Source organism: Stenotrophomonas sp. Steno-Z4 (assembly GCF_056393145.1).
The window spans coordinates 249,116-265,510 of sequence record NZ_JBWJPC010000003.1; the positions used below are offsets into that span (position 1 = coordinate 249,116).

Annotated in this window: 18 protein-coding genes; 7 read left to right on the forward strand and 11 right to left on the reverse strand. The window is 67.2% G+C overall.

Annotation, left to right across the window (positions count from 1 at the left end):
• Window positions 1-4: 4 nt before the first annotated feature.
• The 5 genes from AC06E7_RS09975 to AC06E7_RS09995 are packed head-to-tail and all read right to left on the reverse strand — an operon-like array spanning window position 5 to window position 4,639.
• Window positions 5-301, reverse strand: a complete 297-nt coding sequence (locus tag AC06E7_RS09975) for a c-type cytochrome (RefSeq protein WP_249833896.1) — start codon at window positions 299-301, stop codon at window positions 5-7.
• Between the two features lie 18 nt (window positions 302-319).
• The gene (locus tag AC06E7_RS09980; RefSeq protein WP_478064424.1) at window positions 320-1,186 is read right to left on the reverse strand and encodes a sugar phosphate isomerase/epimerase family protein; all 867 of its coding nucleotides are present in this window, start codon (window positions 1,184-1,186) and stop codon (window positions 320-322) included.
• A gap of 19 nt (window positions 1,187-1,205) precedes the next feature.
• Window positions 1,206-2,330 (reverse strand): Gfo/Idh/MocA family protein, encoded by a 1,125-nt coding sequence (locus tag AC06E7_RS09985; protein WP_426804148.1) that lies wholly within the window; start codon window positions 2,328-2,330, stop codon window positions 1,206-1,208.
• Between the two features lie 12 nt (window positions 2,331-2,342).
• Window positions 2,343-3,560, reverse strand: a complete 1,218-nt coding sequence (locus AC06E7_RS09990) for a nucleoside permease (protein ID WP_478064426.1) — start codon at window positions 3,558-3,560, stop codon at window positions 2,343-2,345.
• Window positions 3,561-3,586: 26 nt separating this feature from the next.
• Window positions 3,587-4,639 carry a sugar phosphate isomerase/epimerase family protein gene (locus tag AC06E7_RS09995; protein ID WP_068850010.1) on the reverse strand — a complete coding sequence of 351 codons (1,053 nt, stop codon included), beginning with the start codon at window positions 4,637-4,639 and terminating at the stop codon, window positions 3,587-3,589.
• Between the two features lie 96 nt (window positions 4,640-4,735).
• On the opposite strand from AC06E7_RS09995, the gene AC06E7_RS10000 reads away from it, so the two are divergent.
• Window positions 4,736-5,791 carry a LacI family DNA-binding transcriptional regulator gene (locus AC06E7_RS10000; protein ID WP_478064428.1) on the forward strand — a complete coding sequence of 352 codons (1,056 nt, stop codon included), beginning with the start codon at window positions 4,736-4,738 and terminating at the stop codon, window positions 5,789-5,791.
• A gap of 69 nt (window positions 5,792-5,860) precedes the next feature.
• Here AC06E7_RS10000 and AC06E7_RS10005 read toward each other — a convergent pair whose 3' ends face one another.
• Window positions 5,861-6,298, reverse strand: coding sequence for a hypothetical protein (locus AC06E7_RS10005; protein ID WP_478064429.1), 438 nt, complete (start codon window positions 6,296-6,298; stop codon window positions 5,861-5,863).
• 94 nt (window positions 6,299-6,392) lie between these two features.
• Between AC06E7_RS10005 and AC06E7_RS10010 the strand changes: the two genes are divergently transcribed.
• A complete protein-coding gene (locus tag AC06E7_RS10010; RefSeq protein WP_068850019.1) occupies window positions 6,393-6,998 on the forward strand; it encodes a hypothetical protein in 606 nt (201 codons plus the stop codon).
• A 45-nt stretch (window positions 6,999-7,043) separates the two neighbouring features.
• Here the strand turns inward: AC06E7_RS10010 and AC06E7_RS10015 are convergent, their stop codons facing one another.
• The 3 genes from AC06E7_RS10015 to AC06E7_RS10025 all read right to left on the reverse strand — a co-directional run bounded on the left by AC06E7_RS10015 (window position 7,044) and on the right by AC06E7_RS10025 (window position 10,456).
• Complete coding sequence (locus AC06E7_RS10015; protein WP_478064431.1) at window positions 7,044-8,159, reverse strand: MBL fold metallo-hydrolase; 1,116 nt, start codon at window positions 8,157-8,159, stop codon at window positions 7,044-7,046.
• 58 nt (window positions 8,160-8,217) lie between these two features.
• Window positions 8,218-8,787, reverse strand: coding sequence for a TetR/AcrR family transcriptional regulator (locus AC06E7_RS10020; RefSeq protein WP_478064433.1), 570 nt, complete (start codon window positions 8,785-8,787; stop codon window positions 8,218-8,220).
• A 115-nt stretch (window positions 8,788-8,902) separates the two neighbouring features.
• Window positions 8,903-10,456, reverse strand: a complete 1,554-nt coding sequence (locus AC06E7_RS10025) for an arylsulfatase (protein WP_478064435.1) — start codon at window positions 10,454-10,456, stop codon at window positions 8,903-8,905.
• 191 nt (window positions 10,457-10,647) lie between these two features.
• Here AC06E7_RS10025 and AC06E7_RS10030 point away from each other — a divergent pair, with 191 nt between their 5' ends.
• The 3 genes from AC06E7_RS10030 to AC06E7_RS10040 all read left to right on the forward strand — a co-directional run bounded on the left by AC06E7_RS10030 (window position 10,648) and on the right by AC06E7_RS10040 (window position 12,838).
• Entirely contained in the window at window positions 10,648-11,106 is a 459-nt protein-coding gene (locus AC06E7_RS10030) for a DUF1801 domain-containing protein (RefSeq protein WP_478064437.1), read from the forward strand.
• Between the two features lie 38 nt (window positions 11,107-11,144).
• Window positions 11,145-11,594 (forward strand): DUF1801 domain-containing protein, encoded by a 450-nt coding sequence (locus AC06E7_RS10035; RefSeq protein ID WP_478064438.1) that lies wholly within the window; start codon window positions 11,145-11,147, stop codon window positions 11,592-11,594.
• A gap of 119 nt (window positions 11,595-11,713) precedes the next feature.
• Window positions 11,714-12,838, forward strand: coding sequence for a metallophosphoesterase (locus AC06E7_RS10040; RefSeq protein WP_478064440.1), 1,125 nt, complete (start codon window positions 11,714-11,716; stop codon window positions 12,836-12,838).
• Here the strand turns inward: AC06E7_RS10040 and AC06E7_RS10045 are convergent.
• Window positions 12,810-14,258, reverse strand: a complete 1,449-nt coding sequence (locus AC06E7_RS10045; protein ID WP_478064441.1) for a DUF2867 domain-containing protein — start codon at window positions 14,256-14,258, stop codon at window positions 12,810-12,812. The genes AC06E7_RS10040 and AC06E7_RS10045 overlap by 29 nt on opposite strands.
• Before the next feature lie 22 nt (window positions 14,259-14,280).
• A complete protein-coding gene (locus tag AC06E7_RS10050) occupies window positions 14,281-14,601 on the reverse strand; it encodes a metalloregulator ArsR/SmtB family transcription factor (RefSeq protein ID WP_068850041.1) in 321 nt (106 codons plus the stop codon).
• Window positions 14,602-14,774: 173 nt separating this feature from the next.
• Here AC06E7_RS10050 and AC06E7_RS10055 point away from each other — a divergent pair, with 173 nt between their 5' ends.
• Both AC06E7_RS10055 and AC06E7_RS10060 read left to right on the forward strand, forming a co-directional pair.
• The gene (locus AC06E7_RS10055) at window positions 14,775-15,266 is read left to right on the forward strand and encodes an RNA polymerase sigma factor (RefSeq protein ID WP_478064619.1); all 492 of its coding nucleotides are present in this window, start codon (window positions 14,775-14,777) and stop codon (window positions 15,264-15,266) included.
• On the forward strand, window positions 15,263-16,324 hold the full coding sequence (locus tag AC06E7_RS10060) for a FecR family protein (RefSeq protein ID WP_478064443.1): 1,062 nt from the start codon (window positions 15,263-15,265) through the stop codon (window positions 16,322-16,324). Before AC06E7_RS10055 ends, AC06E7_RS10060 begins: the two co-directional genes overlap by 4 nt.
• Window positions 16,325-16,395: the final 71 nt, after the last annotated feature.

Genomic DNA, 16,395 nt, shown 5'->3' on the forward strand with positions numbered 1-16,395 from the left:
GAAGCTACTTCGCCAGGTAGCTGGCGAGGTTGCCGATGTCCTGTTCGGAGAGTTGGGAGAAGGGCGGCATCAAGCCGCCGCCCTTCTTGATCTTGTCCTTGATCTGAGCCGAGTCCAGCCGCTTGGCGACATCGGTGAGCGCGGGGAACGTCGGCGGAACGCCGGCCCGGTTCGCACCGTGGCAGGCAACGCAGTGCGTCGCGTAGAGCTGCGCGCCGGCGGCGGGATCGTCCTTGGACCACGCGGCCGTTGCAAACGTGGTTCCACACAGAACCACGGCCATTGTCAGGATCGTTTTCAAGCAGGGCTCCTTGGCTGGCTAGCGCTGTGCGCTGGCGGGCAGGCGGGCGGTGAGGTGGTGGCGCAGGTAGTCTGCGCCGGTCTTGATGACGGTGGCCGGATCGCGCGGCTGGTCGTGTTCGACGATGTACCACTGCACCCCGGCAGCGGCGGCGGCAGGCAGGATCGCGTTCCAGTCCAGCACGCCCTGGCCGACGGCGGCAAAGCCGCCCTCGGCTTCGGCTTGGCCCTTGGGGGCATTGTCCTTGGCGTGCACCGCGAATACGTGGCCGCGGAACTTGCCCAGCATCACCACCGGGTCATGGCCGGCACGCGCCACCCAGGCCAGGTCCAGCTCGGTCTGCAGGTCGGGGCCGGCTGCGGCGAACAGCAGTTCCAGGCCGGTCTTGCCGCCGAAGTCGACCAGCTCGAAGTCATGGTTGTGGTAGGCCAGGTGCATGCCCTGGGCTTTCACCTGCGCCGCGATCCGGCCCAGTTCCTGGCCCAGGGCGGTCCAGCCGGCGGCATCGGTCGGCCGATCCTTCTTCTCCAGGTACGGCACCACCAGCGTGGTGTTGCCGATCGCGCGGTTGAAGGCCACCACGCCAACCAGGTCCTTGCGCAGATCGGCCAGCTGCACGTGCGACGAAACCGCCTTGATCGAATAGCGGTCCAGCAGCTGCTTGAGTTCAGCGGCGCTGACGTTCTGGGTGCCGACCGTTTCCACCGCGCCCACGCCCGCGTCGTGCACGATCTTCAACTGCTGGTCGAGCGTGCCGGCGTTGCGCAGCGTGTACATCTGCACCGCGATGGGCTGCTGTGGACCGGCCGCGTCCCCGGCGAAGGCGGGCAGGGCGGCGAGCAGCAGCAATGCGAGGGTGGTGGTCCGGCGTGCAGCAGTCTTCATCAAGAAATCCTCGTGGAGTTCAACCGATGGCGGTCCAGGCGCGCGACCTGGCCGATGCAATGACGCGGTCGACGATCAGCGCCGAACGCAGGCCGTCCTCGAAGGTAGGCAGGCCCTGCGGCCGCTCGCCGTCGATGGCGTGATAGGTGTCGGCGACGAACGCCTCGAAGCACTGGGCGTAGCCCTGCGCGTGGCCGGGTGGCAGCACCGCCAGCCGGCGTTGTTCGGCACTGCCGGCACCGGGCCCGCGCACGAAGGTTTCTTCGCGCTGGTCGGGCCGGCCGATCCACAGCCGCTCCGGGTCTTCCTGGTTGAATGCCACGCTGGCCGTGGCGCCGTCGATCTCGAACCAGAGGCGGTTGTGGCGGCCCGCCGAGACCTGGCTGACGGTCAACGAGGCGAGCGTACCTGCGCCGGTCTTGAACATCGCCGCCGCCACGTCCTCACTGGTTACCGCCTGCATCGCGCCGCCCGCCGCCGGCGTGGTGAAGCTCTGCCCGCCCACCGCACCACGCTCGGCGACCACGGTGGCGAACGCCGCGCTGACATCAACGAAGCGCTCGCCGCTGACCCATTCCACCAGGTCGCACCAGTGCGAGCCGATGTCGGCGAACACGCGTGAGGCGCCGCCCAGCGCCGGGTCCACGCGCCAGTTGTTGCTGGCTGGGTCCAGCAGCCAATCCTGCAGGTAGCTGCCGTGGATCAGGTGCAGCGGCCCCAACTCGCCCTGCGCGATGCGTGCGCGTGCCTCGCGCACCACCGGGTGGTAGCGGTAGACGAACGGCACCGTGGCGACCAGCCCGGTCGAGGCAGCCAATGCCGCCAGGGCCTGGGCGTCTTCCAGCGTGGTGGCCAGCGGTTTCTCGCAGATCACGTGCTTGCCGGCTTCCAGTGCCGCCTGCGCCATGGCGCGGTGCAGGTGGTTGGGCGTGCACACGTGCACCACCTGTACCTGCGGATCGGCGACCACCTCTTCGATGTCACGATAGCCGCGCGGAACATTCCATGAGCGCGCCACTTCCTCCGCGCGCTGCGGCGACGAGGCGACCACGCCGCGGACCTCCGCACCGGCCAGCAGCGCCGCGCGACGATGCACGGCGGCGATCATGCCGGTGCCCACAATGGCGATTCCAAGCTTGCGCATCGTGTCGGCTCCTCAGTGCGTGCTGGGCGCGGCGGCCAGCGCCGGCCGGTCGCGGAACAACAACAGGAAGGCGACCAGCACCACCAGCGCCACGCCGGCCGGGAACAGCCAGATCCGCTGCCAGTCCGGGCCCGCCGCTGTGGTGTAGTGCTCCACCACCGCGCCGGACAGGAACGTGCCGATCAGCATGCCCACGCCGTAGGTGGCCAGGGTGATGAAGCCCTGCGCGCTGCTGCGCGCGGCGGGGCCGGCATGCGCATCGGTGTAGATCTGGCCGGTAACGAAGAAGAAGTCGTAACAGATGCCGTGCAGCACGATGCCGATCACCAGCAGGGAGAAGCCGCCGCCCGCATCGCCGAAGGCGAACATCACGTAGCGCACCACCCATGCGGCCATGCCCACCGCCAGCATGGTCTTGACCCCCAGCCGCACGAACAGGAACGGCATGGCCAGCATCAGCAGGACTTCGGACACCTGGCCCAGCGATTGCAGCCCGGCCGCGCCGCGCACGCCCAGGTCGTTGAGATAGGGGTTGGTGAAGTTGTAGTAGAACGCCAGCGGAATGCAGATGGCGATGGAGGCCAGGAAGAACACCAGGTAGGAGCGCGACTTCAGCAGCCGCAGCGAATCCAGCCCCAGCATCTGGCCCAGCCCGGCGTCGCGCTGCTGCGCCAGCGGCGGCGTGTGCGGCAGGGTGAATGCATACAGGCCCAAGGCCAGCGATGCCATCGCCGCCATGCGGAAGGTCAGTTCCAGCGTATGCGCCTGTTCCCAACCCAGCCAGCCGATCAGCACGCCGGCCACGATCCAGCCGACGCTGCCGGCCACGCGCACGGGCGGGAACTGCTTCTCCGGCGATTGCATGTGGCGCATCGCCACGCTGTTGGCCAGCGCCAGCGTCGGCATGAACAGCAGCATGTAGCCCATCACGCAGGCAAAGAACGTGTTGAAGTCCGTCGCCGTGGACGCCAGCCACATCAGCACCGCACCGGCGAGGTGCAGGACCCCGAGAATGCGCTGCGCCGCGAAGTAGCGGTCCGCGATCAGCCCGACCAGGAACGGCGCCACGATGGCGCCGATGGACTGGCTGAGGAAGGCCGTGGCCACCTGGCTGGCGCTGGCCTGGAGCGGGCCCTGCACCAGGTACGTGCCCAGGGTCACGAACCATGCGCCCCAGATGAAGAACTGCAGAAACATCATCGCGCCCAAGCGCGACATGGCGTGCCTCATGGCTTGCCCTCCCAGGCGGTTATGGCTCAGATACCCAGCATGCGGCGCAACGATGCAGGATCCGCACCGCTGTCGGCAAAGTCGTCGAAGGAACGTTCGGTCACGCGGATGATGTGGTCGCGGATGATGGCGGCGCCCTCGCGCGCGCCGTCTTCGGGGTGCTTCAGGCAGCACTCCCACTCCAGCACCGCCCAGCCCGGGAAATCGTACTGCGCGAACTTGGAAAAGATCGCCTTGAAGTCGATCTGGCCGTCCCCGAGCGAACGGAACCGCCCCGGGCGATCGATCCAGTCCTGGTAGCCGCCATACACGCCACTACTCGCACTGGCGCGGAACTCCGCGTCCTTGACGTGGAAGATGCCGATGCGCGGATGGTAGCGGTCGATGAAGCCCAGGTAGTCGATGTGCTGCAGCAGCAGATGGCTGGGGTCGTACAGCATCTTCGCGCGGGGATGGTGGTCCACCACGTCGAGGAAGCGCTCGAAGGTTGCGCCGTCGTGCAGGTCCTCGCCCGGGTGGATCTCGAAGCACAGGTCCACGCCGCAGGCGTCGAAGGCATCGAGGATCGGGCGCCAGCGCCGGCCAAGTTCGGCGAAGGCCTCTTCCACCAGGCCCGGCGGGCGCTGCGGCCAAGGGTAGAAATAAGGCCAGGCCAGCGCGCCGGAGAAGGTGGCATGCGCGGTCAACCCCAGTCGCTCGCTGGCTTTGGCAGCCAGCAGCAGCTGCTCCACGGCCCAGGCCTGGCGGGCGGCCGGATCGCCGCGCTTGTCCGCTGGCGCGAAGCCGTCGAACAGGCTGTCGTAGGCGGGGTGGACGGCTACCAGCTGCCCCTGCAGGTGCGTGGACAGCTCGGTGATCTGCACGCCATGCCCGGCCAGCATGCCGGCGATATCGTCGCAGTACGCCTGGCTGCGGGCGGCCTCGGCCAGATCAAACAGGTGCGGCGCGCTGGTGGGGACCTGTACGCCAGAATAGCCCAGGCCTGCCGCCCACTCGGCCAGCGTGTCCAGCCGGTTGAAGGGCGGTGTGTCGCCGATGAACTGTGCCAGGAACAGCGCCGGACCCTTGAGCGTCTTCAACGTGATTCACCTCGATGCAATCGATTGCATTACCCTAGCAGGACGTTCCGCAAAACCTGTTGTGCACTGCACAGCGACAAGAAGAACCCAACACCCATGGCAACCATCTACGACATCGCAAAGCACGTCGGCGTTTCCGCAGGCACGGTGTCGCGGGCGCTTTCGCGGCCGGACAAAGTCCTGCCGGCCACGCGCACGCGCATCGAGCAGGCCGCCGCCGCGCTGGGCTATGTGCCCAACACGGTGGCCCGCACGCTCAAGACCCAGCGCAGCGGCAAGATCCTGGTGACCGTGCCGGACATCGCCAATCCGTTCTTCGCCCAGATTCTGCAGGGCGCGGAGGAAGCGGCGCAGGCGGTCGGGTATGCCGTGCTGCTCGGCGATACCCAGCATCGACCCGAGCGCGAAGAACGCTACGCGCAGATGCTCCGCCGCAACGAAGCCGATGGCATGATCGTGCTCGGCCATCGCCTGCCGCCGACCGCGCGCGCGATCGTGCAGCAGCAGGGCAGCACCGCGCCGGTGGTCAATGGCTGCGAGTTCGACCCAGCACTGGGCATCCCCAGCGTGCACATCGATAACGCCGCCGCCGCGCGCGCGGTCATGGACCACCTGTACGGTCTGGGCCACGAGCGGATCGCCGTAGTGGGCGGGCCGCCCGACAATCCCCTGCACCAGCAGCGTCTCGAAGGGGTGCGGGCCGCCAGCAAGACACGCGGTCGCCTGCGCAGCCTGAGCGTGGTGCCGGGCGACTTCTCCGTGGAATCCGGCCATGCGGCAGCCATGGCGCTGCTGGCGGGCGCGACCGTGCCGAGCGCGATCTTCTGCTTCAGCGACCAGATGGCGCTGGGTGTGCTGGCAGCCTGCCGGGACCTGGGCATCCGCGTGCCCGATGCGCTGTCCATCGTTGGCTTCGACGATCTGGCATCGTCCAGCTACCTCACGCCCGCATTGACTACCGTCCGGCAGCCCATGCGGGAGATCGGCGAGCGCGCGGTCAACCTGCTGCTCGCCATCATCGAAGGCGTGGATGTACCGCTGCAGCAGACCCTGGAATTCAGCCTGATGGTGCGGGGTTCCACTGCTGCCTATTGCAAGCAGGCAGTGCCTGGTTGCCCCACGCTGGGCTCGAAGGCCAGACCGACACGCTGATCATCTGTTTCACGGTAGACGATCGCTCTGCAACGGCTGCCCTCGTATTCCCTTGATCCGTAACGCGGTTCAGTAGGGATGCGCTTTCCCGCAGGCCAGCACGTGGTTGTAGTCGCTGGACATGCACTGGTAGAAGGCACGCTTGTTGCCTTCAGCCTGTTCGCAGTCGGCAGTGGTGAGCTGCGGCAGCAATGCACGCAAGGGCGCGGCGGAGGCATTGAACTGCTCCGCCTCGAGGTAACCGCCGCGGACGTTTTTTTCGCCCACTTCCAGCATGGTTTCCACGCCGTACCGCGCGTTCTCGACGGCCTTGGCGCAGTTCAGTTCGTTCTCGCCCTCGCGCACCTGGAGCAGCTGCCGGGCAATCTGGTCCGCATCGGCCACCGCGCGGTCGCGGGCGCTGGGCGCGGCGGTCGTGTCATCGGCGGCAGCCACCACCGGGCCCAGCGCCAGCAGCAGGAGTACCGCCGCCGCGCGGCCGGTCCAGCAGGTCGAAAGGTTGGGCATGCGGTGACTCCATGGCGGGAACGCGCGATGATACCGCGCCCCTGTGCTGGGGTACCTCGTTCGCAGTTCCTCCTGCCAACCTCTGGAATCCACCATGATGCGATTCGTTTTGTGCGTGCTTTCGCTGTTTGCGTTCGTTGCCCCCGTCGGGGCCCGGGATTTCGTCAAGAAGAGTGCCACGCAGTCGGTCGCTCTCCCGGAGCCCGACAAGGCGCAGCTGATCTTCCTGCGCCCGTCCTCGCTGTTCGGCGGCATGTACACCATGTTGAGTGAAGTAACCCCCGAGGGTGACCGTTTCATCTCGGCCATCGGTGGAAAAGACAAGGTGGTGTATTCCACGGCCCCCGGCAGGAAGATGTTCGTCTCCAACGATGGCATGCGCGTGCATTTCATGGACGCCGATCTGGAGGCCGGCCGGCGCTACTACGTACTGGTCCGTCCCGTGTATGGCAATGGCTACCAGCTGCGGCCGATCCGGCGTGATGGGGGCAGCGACTACAGCATGGACAACCCGGATTTCATCAACTGGGTCCGGCAGAGCCGGCGCGTGGAGGCATTGGGCAGCGAGCCGCCGATGCCGGCGAGGGCCCTTCCGCAGCTGGCAAAGGCCCGTGAGCTGGGCTGGGCCAGCTGGCTGGCCAAGACGCCGGCCGAGCATGCCGAGCTGACCCTGGAGCGCGCCGACGCTGTTGATCGGTAATGCCCCGGGTCATCGCCAGCCTGCCCGTTGATGGGCAGGCTCCACTCAGCGCGTGCTGCCTGCCACCACGCCGCTGCCTTCGCTTTCCGTCGCGGCCAGTGCACGCCACCACGGCGTGCCGGCATGCGGCGCGGAAAGATCCAGGCGTTCGCCCATTTCCGGCGTGGACAGCGCGATGCCCCGCTGCGCGGCCAGCGCGCTGACCCGCTCGAATGGTTCTTCCCAGCGGTGCATCGCCAGGTCGAAGGTGCCGTTGTGGATGGGCACCAGCCACTTGCCGCGCAGGTCCTGGTGCGCCTGCACGGTCTGTTCCGGCTGCATGTGCACGAACGGCCACTTGGCGTCATACGCACCGGTTTCAACGAAGGCGACATCGAACGGCCCGTAACGTTCGCCGATGCGCTTGAAGCCGTTGAAGTAGCCGGTATCGCCACTGAAGAACACGCGCAGCTCATCGTCCAGGATCACCCACGAGGCCCACAGCGTGCGGTTGCCATCGCGCAGCCCGCGGCCGGAAAAATGCTGGGCCGGGGTGGCGGCGAAACGCACGCCATCGACCTGGGTTTCTTCCCACCAGTCCAACTGCACCACGCGGTCCTGCGGCACGCCCCAGTCGATCAGGCGGTCGCCCACGCCCAACGGGGCCAGGAACACCTGTGCACGCGTTGCCAGGTACTTGATGGTCGCGCGGTCCAGGTGGTCGTAATGGTCATGCGAGAGCAGCACGCCACGGATCGGCGGCAGGTCCTGCAGCGCGATCGGCGGGGCGTGGAAACGCTTCGGTCCCATCCATTGCACGGGCGAGGCGCGCTCGGAGAACACCGGGTCGGTCAGCCACCAGCCACCGCGAAGTTTCATCAGCAGGGTGGAGTGACCCAGCCGGTACATGCTGCGGTCGGGCGCTTCGGCCAGCGCCTGCGCCGTAAGCGCGCGCACCGGCGGCGCCTTGGGCGGGGTGGTGCCCGGCGGGCGGTTGAACATGAACTCCCAGAACAGCTTGAGCGTGGCGCCGAAGGACTCCTTCGGTTTGGCGGCCACGTTGGTGAACTGGTCATCGGCGCGTTGCGGCGAAGTGTCGTAAGAGGCGATAGGCACGGCAAAGGTCATCCCGATCAGAACGGTGAGGGCGAAGGCGACAGCGAGTACAGGCAGGATGCGCATGCGTCTCCTTGGTCTTGTGGATGAGTGCGCAGGCACTCATTCATTGGCGGCAAGAAATTCAACGTTGAATGCCCTTCCAGAACAGGTCGAAACCGGCCTGCTGCAGGGTGTCGCGTTGCTCGGGCTGGGCGGCCATGGCCTCCAGCGTGGTTTCCAGCAGGCTGATCAGCACCCGGCCCAGGTAGAACGGAATGCGCTCCGGGTCGATATGGCGGGCAAGGCTGGCTTCCAGAGTCTGCAGCGTGGTGCCGAACAGCCCCGCGCAGTGGGTGCGGGTGCAGTCGGTGATGCGTTCGGACACCTTCAACTGGCGCAGTGCCATGCGGTCGATCGGATGCGCCGCACCCCAGACCACCAGCGCGTTCCATACATGGTGCAGCTGTTCGCGGACCTCGGCATTCGCCGGGAACGTCCCACCAACCGCCAGCGCCAGGCGCTCCTCCAGGCGCACGAACAGCGCATTGAGCAGCGCGTCCTTGGTCTCGAAGTAGGTGAACACCGTGCCCTCGGCGACCTTGGCCGCCTTGGCGATCTGCGCGGTGGAGGCGCCCACGCCCTGTGCCGCCACCAATTGGGCGGCAGCAGCCAGGATCGCATCGCGTTTCGCTTCGCTGAGGGGGCGGGCCATGAAAGACTATAAGTGAGTGACCACTCATTTATAGGGCGCGGGACGCGAGGATGCAAGGGGCGGCCGGCGAGGATGGGGCGGCCGTTCAGCTCGCCCCATCGTCGGCCTGCGGTCCTCAGTTGGTCCGCAGGGTCTCCAGCTCCTTCAACCGCTTCATCGCATCCTGTGCCTGCAGCAGGCTGTAGTTGATGCCACTGGGGTTGAGCGAGCTGCCGGCCTGGTAGGGGTAGCTGGCAAAGTCGGAGAAGAAGGTCTTGATCAGGCCCTGGATGGGCACCAGCAGCCACATCTGCTGGCCGATGAAGCCCATCGCGCCGCCGCCTTCTTCGATGCCGCGCTCGTAAGGATCCATGCGCAGGTTGGTGATGGTCGCCCACGCGGTGACCTCGCGCTTGGCGGTGGCGATGTTGCCGTGGCTGGCCACCGCGAAGCTCACCTTCCAGTCGGCATAGCGCACCGCGTTGAGGTTGCCGCCCTGGTCAAAGTAGTACAGTGCCTGGCGGGGACCGGCATCCACCTTGCCGTGGAAGTAGGGGCCGAAGTCATAGCCGTCCAGGTGCACCTTGAAGGTCTTCTTCCTGGTCTTGAAGCCCTTCTTCATCTTGCCCACCACATCGTCCACGCCGGCGGCCGCACATAAGGTAGGGAACCAGTCGATCAGCGAAATGATGTCGTTGTAGGCGGTGCCCGGTTCGATCACGCCCGGCCAGCGCACCATCATCGGGATGCGCATGCCGCCTTCCCAGGTGGTGCCCTTTTCGCCGCGGAACGGCGTCATCGCACCGTCCGGCCACAGCGCGATTTCCGCACCGTTGTCGGTGGTGTACAGCACGATGGTGTTGTCGGCGACGCCCAGCTCGTCCAGGTGGTCAAGCAACTGGCCGACGTGGCCGTCATGTTCCACCATGCCATCGGCATGCAGGCCCTTGCCGGTCTTGCCGTCCGATTCGGGCTTGAGGTGGGTGAACACATGCATGCGGGTGGTGTTGAACCAGACGAAGAAGGGCTCGTCGTTCTCCACCGCATCGCTGATGAAGCCCTGCGCGGCGTCCAGGAACTCTTCATCCACGGTGGGCATGCGCGCCTTGTTGAGCGGGCCGGTGTCCTGGATCTTGCCGCCGGCATGCGAGTGGATCACCCCGCGCGGGCCGTATTTCTTCTTGAACGCCGGATCCTTGGGGTAGAAGTAACCCTCGGGCTCTTCTTCCGCATTGAGGTGGTACAGGTTGCCGAAGAACTCATCGAACCCATGGTTGGTGGGCAGGTGCTGGTCCTGGTCGCCGAGGTGGTTCTTGCCGAACTGGCCGGTGGCATACCCTTCGGTCTTCAGTACATCGGCAATGGTCGGCATCCACTCGGCAATGCCGTGCGGGTCGCCCGGCATGCCGATGGTGAGCAGGCCGGTGCGGAACGGCTCCTGGCCGAGGATGAAGGAGGCGCGGCCTGCGGTGCAGCTCTGCTGGCCATACGAGTCGGTGAACAACGCGCCTTCATTGGCGATGCGGTCGATGTTGGGCGTCTGGTAGCCCATCAGACCGCGCGTGTAAGCGCTGATCTGCGGGATGCCGATGTCGTCACCGAAGATGACCAGAATGTTGGGCTTGGTCGCCTTGGTCGCCTTGAGTGCCTTGGACGCCTTGCTGGGTGCCTTGGATGCCTTCGTAGCCATGGTGTCTGCGCCTGCGCTGGTGTGCGGGGGAGGGTTGATCCTGCCCCGTAGGACACCGGTGACGCATCGGTAATCTCCCGCATTCGACTCAGTACTTTTGCGGTACCGCACGCGCCTCGTCACGTTGCTGACTCGGCACGCTCACATTGAAATCGATGGGAGGGCGGTCTATAAGGCGGTCAGGCATCTGTATGGGCACCGACGTGGCACCCACCCGACGCACGGCAGCACCCCGACCCGAAGGCGCGGCGCCACGCCTGCTGGCCGGCGGCAACCCGCAGATTCCCAAAGGCGAGGGCGATGGCCCCGTGCAGGCGTGGATCGCGGCGATACCCGACTGGAAGCGCGAGGCGGCCCGGCAGCTGGATGCACTGATCGTGGCGGCGGTGCCCGGCGTGCGCAAGGCGGTCAAATGGAACTCGCCGCTGTATGCCGCCGGCGATGACGGCTGGTTCCTGAGCATGCATTGCTACGCGCGCTACATCAAAGTGGCGTTCTTTCGTGGCAAGGCACTGGATCCGGTGCCGCCGGAGGCATCCAAAAGCCAGGACACGCGCTACCTGCACGTTGTCGAGGACGTGCCGCTGGATGCCAAACAGTTCACCCGCTGGGTAAAGCAGGCCAGCCGGCTTCCCGGCGAACGGATGTAACAGTTCCCCTTCCATTCAACGTTGATCAGGACCCGGTCATGCCCCGTGCCAGCACCCGCAGCAAGCCGATTGCCACCGCCACCGCCACCGCTGCACCGGACGACGCCGCGCAGCAGATCGATGCAAAGATCGCCGCGCTGGACGACTGGCGCGGCAAAACCCTGGCGCAGCTCCGCAGCATCATCCACAAGGCCGATCCCGACGTGGTGGAGACCGTGAAGTGGCGCGGGGTGCCGGTCTGGGAGCACGACGGCATCCTCTGTACCGGGGAAACCTACAAAGCCGCGGTGAAGATGACCTTCGCCCATGGGGCCAAGCTGGACGATCCGAAGGGATTGTTCAATTCCAGCCTGGAGGGCAACACCCGCCGCGCCATCGACGTGCATGAAGGCGAGAAGATCAACGAGGCGGCCTTGAAGGCCTTGATCCGGGCGGCGGTGGCCTTCAATACGGCCAAGGCAAAAGCGAAGAAATCACCCTCGCGCTGAACCGCGCAACCCAGAATTCCACCCCCTCGCGGTGGCACCTGTCGTCAACATCGGCAAAGATGGTGCGCTGCACGATCGCCGCTGGCGCGCGCGCATCCCCCCGGAACCTGGAATTGCCTGTGCTGAGTGTTGTTGGAGTAGTGCTTGCGTTGTATGTGGTGTGGCGCTTGATCTGGCCGCTGCGCGTGCCGGTCTCGGTACGTGGTCCGCTTGGCCTGCTGGTGCTGGCGCTGGCGCTGCACCACCGGATCGTGGCGCGGTTTGCCGGCACGATGGCCTCGCCGGAGATTCCCAAGGCGGCCCTGGTGGTGCTGGCCAGCGGTTTCACCGCCCTGCTGCTGGTGGCGGTGTTCCTGCTGGTGCTGGACGTCCTGCTGCTGGGCGCGCGCCTGCTGAAGCTGCCGCGCGCTGCCGATGCCCTGCGTCGCAGCTGGCTGCGGCCAGCGGCGGGCGGACTGGCGCTGGTACTGGGCATCTGGGGCGTGCAGCAGGGCATTGCCGTGCCGCAGAGCCGCCAGATCGAGGTGACCATTGCCGGCCTGCCGCAAGCGTTCGATGGCTATCGCGTGCTGCAGCTCACCGACATCCACGCCAGCCGCCTGCTCACCGGCGACTGGGTGGCCAAGGTGGTGGCTGAAAGCAACGCGCTGAAGCCGGACCTGGTGGTGATCACCGGCGACCTGGTCGATGGCAGTGTCAGCGCCCGTGCCAACGATGTGCGCAGCCTGGACCAGCTGCAGGCGCCGGACGGCGTGATCGCCATTACCGGCAACCACGAATACTACGGCCAGTACGCGCAATGGATGCAGGCGTTCCGCGCGCTGCACATGCAGGTGCTGGAGAACAGCCACACCCAGGTGACGCGCGATGGCGCGGTGCTGACCATCGCCGGGGTCACCGACCCGGTGGCGGCGCGCTATGGCCTGCCAATGCCGGATCTGACTGCCGCACTGGCAGGTGCCGATCCCGCCGCCCCGGTGATCCTGCTCGACCACCGCCCTCGCGAGGCCCTGGCCAATGCGGCCAAGGGCGTGAAGCTGCAGCTGTCCGGTCATACCCATGGGGGCCACATCGTCGGCATGGACCAGCTGGTCAAGCGCGCCAACGGCGGTTATGTCTCCGGGCGTTACGAGGTGAACGGCATGACCCTGTACGTCAGCAACGGCGCCGGCCTGTGGCCGGGCTTCGCCGCGCGCATCGGCGTGCCGTCGGAGATCACCCTGGTGACGTTGCGGGCGCGGTAGACAGCGTGCCGACCACCGGTCGGCAGCTGGCGTGCGTGGTGGCCTGCGCCAGTTCCGGGGCCAGCGCGTGGGCTACGGCCATGCGCAGCATGGCGGGGCTGATGTGGCGGCGATGCACGTGGTCGATGGCCGCCATGTAGAGGCGACCGAAGCGGTTGTGGGTGCGCACCCGCGTGCCCAGTGCAATCACTGCCGCGCCGTCCGCCTGCAGCTGCACACGGACGCAGGAACGGAAGCGCAGGTGGCGGTCGTCCGCGCCCAGCAGCACTTCGGCGCTGCGGTCGGTTGCGTCCACGCGCTGTGCATGGACCGGGAAACGACCGGCAAAGAGCGTGCTGCGGTCGGTCGAAAGCAGCGAGGAGACCGGGCAACCCAAGGCTGAAGTGCGCAGATGAAGCGGCGCCACCAGTGCATTTCGCAGTGCCATCAAACGGCCCACGCTGGGCGGTGGATTGAGCACGAAGCCTTCCAGCAGCGCTTCCAGCACCACGCTGGCCGAACGGCTTGCCACGCTGTGCGCGGGCAGCACCAGCGTGTTGTAGTCCTGGTGGTCGACGCCGTCGGCGAGCGCCCCGTGCAGCAGCGAATCCGCCGGCGGGGCGGGCAGCGCCTGCACCGGATGCCGCGCAGCGCTGCGGCCGATGTAACCCTGCGCCGGGCGCAGCCGCGCCAGCCACGCGCGCAGTGGGCCGACCAGGTCGCGTGTGCGCGCGCACAGGCCGGCCAACGCCGAACGGGCCGGCGACTGCAGCGACAGGCTCACCACCGGAACGCGCGACAGGTCGGCTTGCTCCAGCAACAACTGCAGCGTCTGCGGCAGGGTATCGGTCAGGGACGGAATGTCGGCGCTGTCCGCATCGATCTGCTCGCGCTGCGCCTCGGTCAACGCGCCGCTGCGTTCGTTGGCATGGCAGGAGAGCGCGAACAGCGCCGGGTGGCGCGGGTGGCGCGACACGAACTGGTGCCAGGTGCCGCTGCCGAAGCGCACCGTGAACAGGCAATCAGGCGGGATGTCCACGCAGCGCAGCGCATGCAGGAACGCAGCGGGGTCGCGCTGCAGCTGGGCATCGGACGCGGTGGAAAAACGCAGCTGCGCACCGCCGCTGCCGGCGATGGCGGTGAACATGCGGGGCCCGGCATGGCGGTGGAACGGATGCCCCTGGCGCCCGACCGAGAACGAGTACAGCGACGACGCATCGTCGTGGGCCAGGTGCATGCCGCCGAGCCGTGCGGAGGGCTCGTCCAGCGCATCCACGAAGGCCGGATGCGCGGCCTGGCGAAGCCCGGCATCACGCAGCAGCTGGTCGCCCGCACCGATCCCGAGCTGGGTGATCAAGGCCACTTCCACCGGGCTGCCATCCCCGTACGAAGGCAGGCTGATGCTGGGGAACGAACGACTCACGCGGTGGGTGTCCAGCATGCCGGTCTCCTGGTGGCAGGGCTCAGGTCGAAGGGGTGGGTTTGCGCTTGGCGCGTGCGCGGCTCTCGCGCTGCAAGGGGCCGCCAACCGGGCAGACTTCGGCGGCCCAGGCGAACAGGGTGTTGGTCAGGCGGTCGGGCACCTGGCGGAAATACACGAACTGGCCGCGCTTCTCGCGTTCTATCAGGCCCGCATCTTCCAGGATGCGCAGGTGGCTGGACAGCGCCGGCTTGCTGAAATCAAAGCGTTCGCCCAGTTCGCCCGCAGTGAGCTCGCCGCCGTTGAGGTAGGCCAGGATCTGGCGGCGGGCGGTGGAGGCCAGGGCCTCGAAGATGCGGTCCATTCCGGTAGTTAATTAATTCGTTAACTAATCGTGCTTCGTGGCCCTGGGTCTGTCAAGTGCCGGGTGCCGCATCGCACCGTCACCACCGCGTAATACGCAGCGCTTACCTTGCGCCGCACTTCAGGGGTTGGGGCGGCACAGTGGCCGAGCAGGCAAGAGGGCGGCTGGCGCGGATGTTCGTGGAACACGCGCCGGTGCTTCGGGGGTTCTTCGTGCGCCGGGGGGCGCGACAGGACGCCGAAGACCTGGTGCAGGAGACGTACCTGCGTCTGCTGCGTGCGCATGCGGGGCCGGGCGAGTCTATCGCCAACCCCGAGGCGTATCTGTTCACCGTAGCGCTGAACCTGGCGCGTGAGCAGGCCAGCCGCAGGCGCTGGTCGACCCTGCCGATCGAGGACATCGAACAGCTGGGCCAGGGCCTGGCCAGCGGGGAATGCGTGGAAGATGCCGCCGAACGCGAACAACGCAGCCAGCGCCTGCAGGCGCTGCTGGCCACGCTGCCCGACCACACCCGCGCCGTGCTGGTGATGCAGTACCGCGATGGGCTGAGCTACAAGCAGATTGCCGAGCGCCTGGGTGTTTCCCCGCACATGGTGAAGAAGCACGTCGTGCGCGGACTTGCCGTGTGCCGGCGTGCGATGGCCGACCGCGAGGTGCTGCGATGAGCGCACCGTCGCTGCACCCCTCCGCGTTGACCCAGGCCGCCGCCCACTGGCATGCGCTGCAACGCCAGGGCGATGTGACGTCCGCGCAGCAGCGCGCCTTCATGGACTGGCTGCTGGTCTCACCCGAGCACCTGCGCGAGTACCTGGTGATCAGCGAAACCGCGGGCGCGCTGGGGGAGGCGCTGCGCGCGATGCCGATCGACCTGGATGCACTGCTGGCGGCGCCGGCAGCGCAGGGCTCGGGCGATAACGTCGTGCAGCTGCCGGCGCGCGCGCCGCGTGCAGCCGCGCCTGCGCCGGCGCGACGTCGGTGGCTTCCTGGTATCGCTGCCGCAGCCGCGCTGCTGCTGGCGGTGGGTGTCGGCACGCCGCTGCCGTGGCCGCAGACCAACCGCTATGTGGCCGCCCATGGCGCGCCGCGCCAGATCGAGCTGTCCGACCACAGCGTGCTTCATCTCAATGCCGAGAGCGAAGTCTCGGTGCGGATGAGCCTGTTCGGTCGACGCGTTGAACTGGAGCGAGGCCAGGCCAGCTTCGTGGTCGCGCCGGACCGCCGGCCATTCGCCGTGCATGCTGGCGGCCTGCGGGTGACCGACATCGGCACCACCTTTGATGTCTCGCTGCTGCGCGAGCAGGCGCGGATCGCGGTCAGCGAGGGCCGCGTACAGGTGCACGGTGATGGCGGCCGCGGACGCCTGCTGGCCGATCTGTCGGCGGGCAAGGTGGTCCAGGTGGACTATCGCGACCAGCGCGTGCAGCTGCGCGATGAGGACGCGGCCAGCATGATCGCGTGGTGGCAGGGCCGCATCGTGTTCCGCGACGAGCCCCTGCGCGAAGTGGCCGACCGCTTCAACCGCAGCAACACCCTGCGCCTGCGCGTGGGCGATGACGCCGGCGCGCTTCGCCTGACCGGCAACCTGCGCGCCGATGACCTGGGTTCGCTGCGTGCGTTCCTGGACCAGCAGCCGGCGCTGGTCATCCAGCAACGTGCCGATGGCATCCACGTACGCATGCGCGACGTGGCCGAAAGCGTTGTCAAAAAAAATTCATCGAATTAGCGGTGCCCGATCCACGCCTTGCCGCGTCGTAGTTGGGGAACGCCACCGCCATTCCCTCACTGGATCCCACG

Bases quoted from the DNA above. Each gene is read 5' to 3' on its own strand.
- AC06E7_RS10060 (WP_478064443.1), top strand. From the start codon at position 15,263: ATGAGCGCACCGTCGCTGCACCCCTCCGCGTTGACCCAGGCCGCCGCC.
- AC06E7_RS10030 (WP_478064437.1), top strand. From the start codon at position 10,648: ATGGGCACCGACGTGGCACCCACCCGACGCACGGCAGCACCCCGACCC.
- AC06E7_RS10055 (WP_478064619.1), top strand. From the start codon at position 14,775: ATGTTCGTGGAACACGCGCCGGTGCTTCGGGGGTTCTTCGTGCGCCGG.
- AC06E7_RS10050 (WP_068850041.1), bottom strand. From the start codon at position 14,601: ATGGACCGCATCTTCGAGGCCCTGGCCTCCACCGCCCGCCGCCAGATC.
- AC06E7_RS10020 (WP_478064433.1), bottom strand. From the start codon at position 8,787: ATGGCCCGCCCCCTCAGCGAAGCGAAACGCGATGCGATCCTGGCTGCT.
- AC06E7_RS10005 (WP_478064429.1), bottom strand. From the start codon at position 6,298: ATGCCCAACCTTTCGACCTGCTGGACCGGCCGCGCGGCGGCGGTACTC.
- AC06E7_RS10015 (WP_478064431.1), bottom strand. From the start codon at position 8,159: ATGCGCATCCTGCCTGTACTCGCTGTCGCCTTCGCCCTCACCGTTCTG.
- AC06E7_RS10035 (WP_478064438.1), top strand. From the start codon at position 11,145: ATGCCCCGTGCCAGCACCCGCAGCAAGCCGATTGCCACCGCCACCGCC.
- AC06E7_RS10025 (WP_478064435.1), bottom strand. From the start codon at position 10,456: ATGGCTACGAAGGCATCCAAGGCACCCAGCAAGGCGTCCAAGGCACTC.
- AC06E7_RS09990 (WP_478064426.1), bottom strand. From the start codon at position 3,560: ATGAGGCACGCCATGTCGCGCTTGGGCGCGATGATGTTTCTGCAGTTC.
- AC06E7_RS10010 (WP_068850019.1), top strand. From the start codon at position 6,393: ATGATGCGATTCGTTTTGTGCGTGCTTTCGCTGTTTGCGTTCGTTGCC.
- AC06E7_RS10000 (WP_478064428.1), top strand. From the start codon at position 4,736: ATGGCAACCATCTACGACATCGCAAAGCACGTCGGCGTTTCCGCAGGC.
- AC06E7_RS10045 (WP_478064441.1), bottom strand. From the start codon at position 14,258: ATGCTGGACACCCACCGCGTGAGTCGTTCGTTCCCCAGCATCAGCCTG.
- AC06E7_RS09985 (WP_426804148.1), bottom strand. From the start codon at position 2,330: ATGCGCAAGCTTGGAATCGCCATTGTGGGCACCGGCATGATCGCCGCC.
- AC06E7_RS09980 (WP_478064424.1), bottom strand. From the start codon at position 1,186: ATGAAGACTGCTGCACGCCGGACCACCACCCTCGCATTGCTGCTGCTC.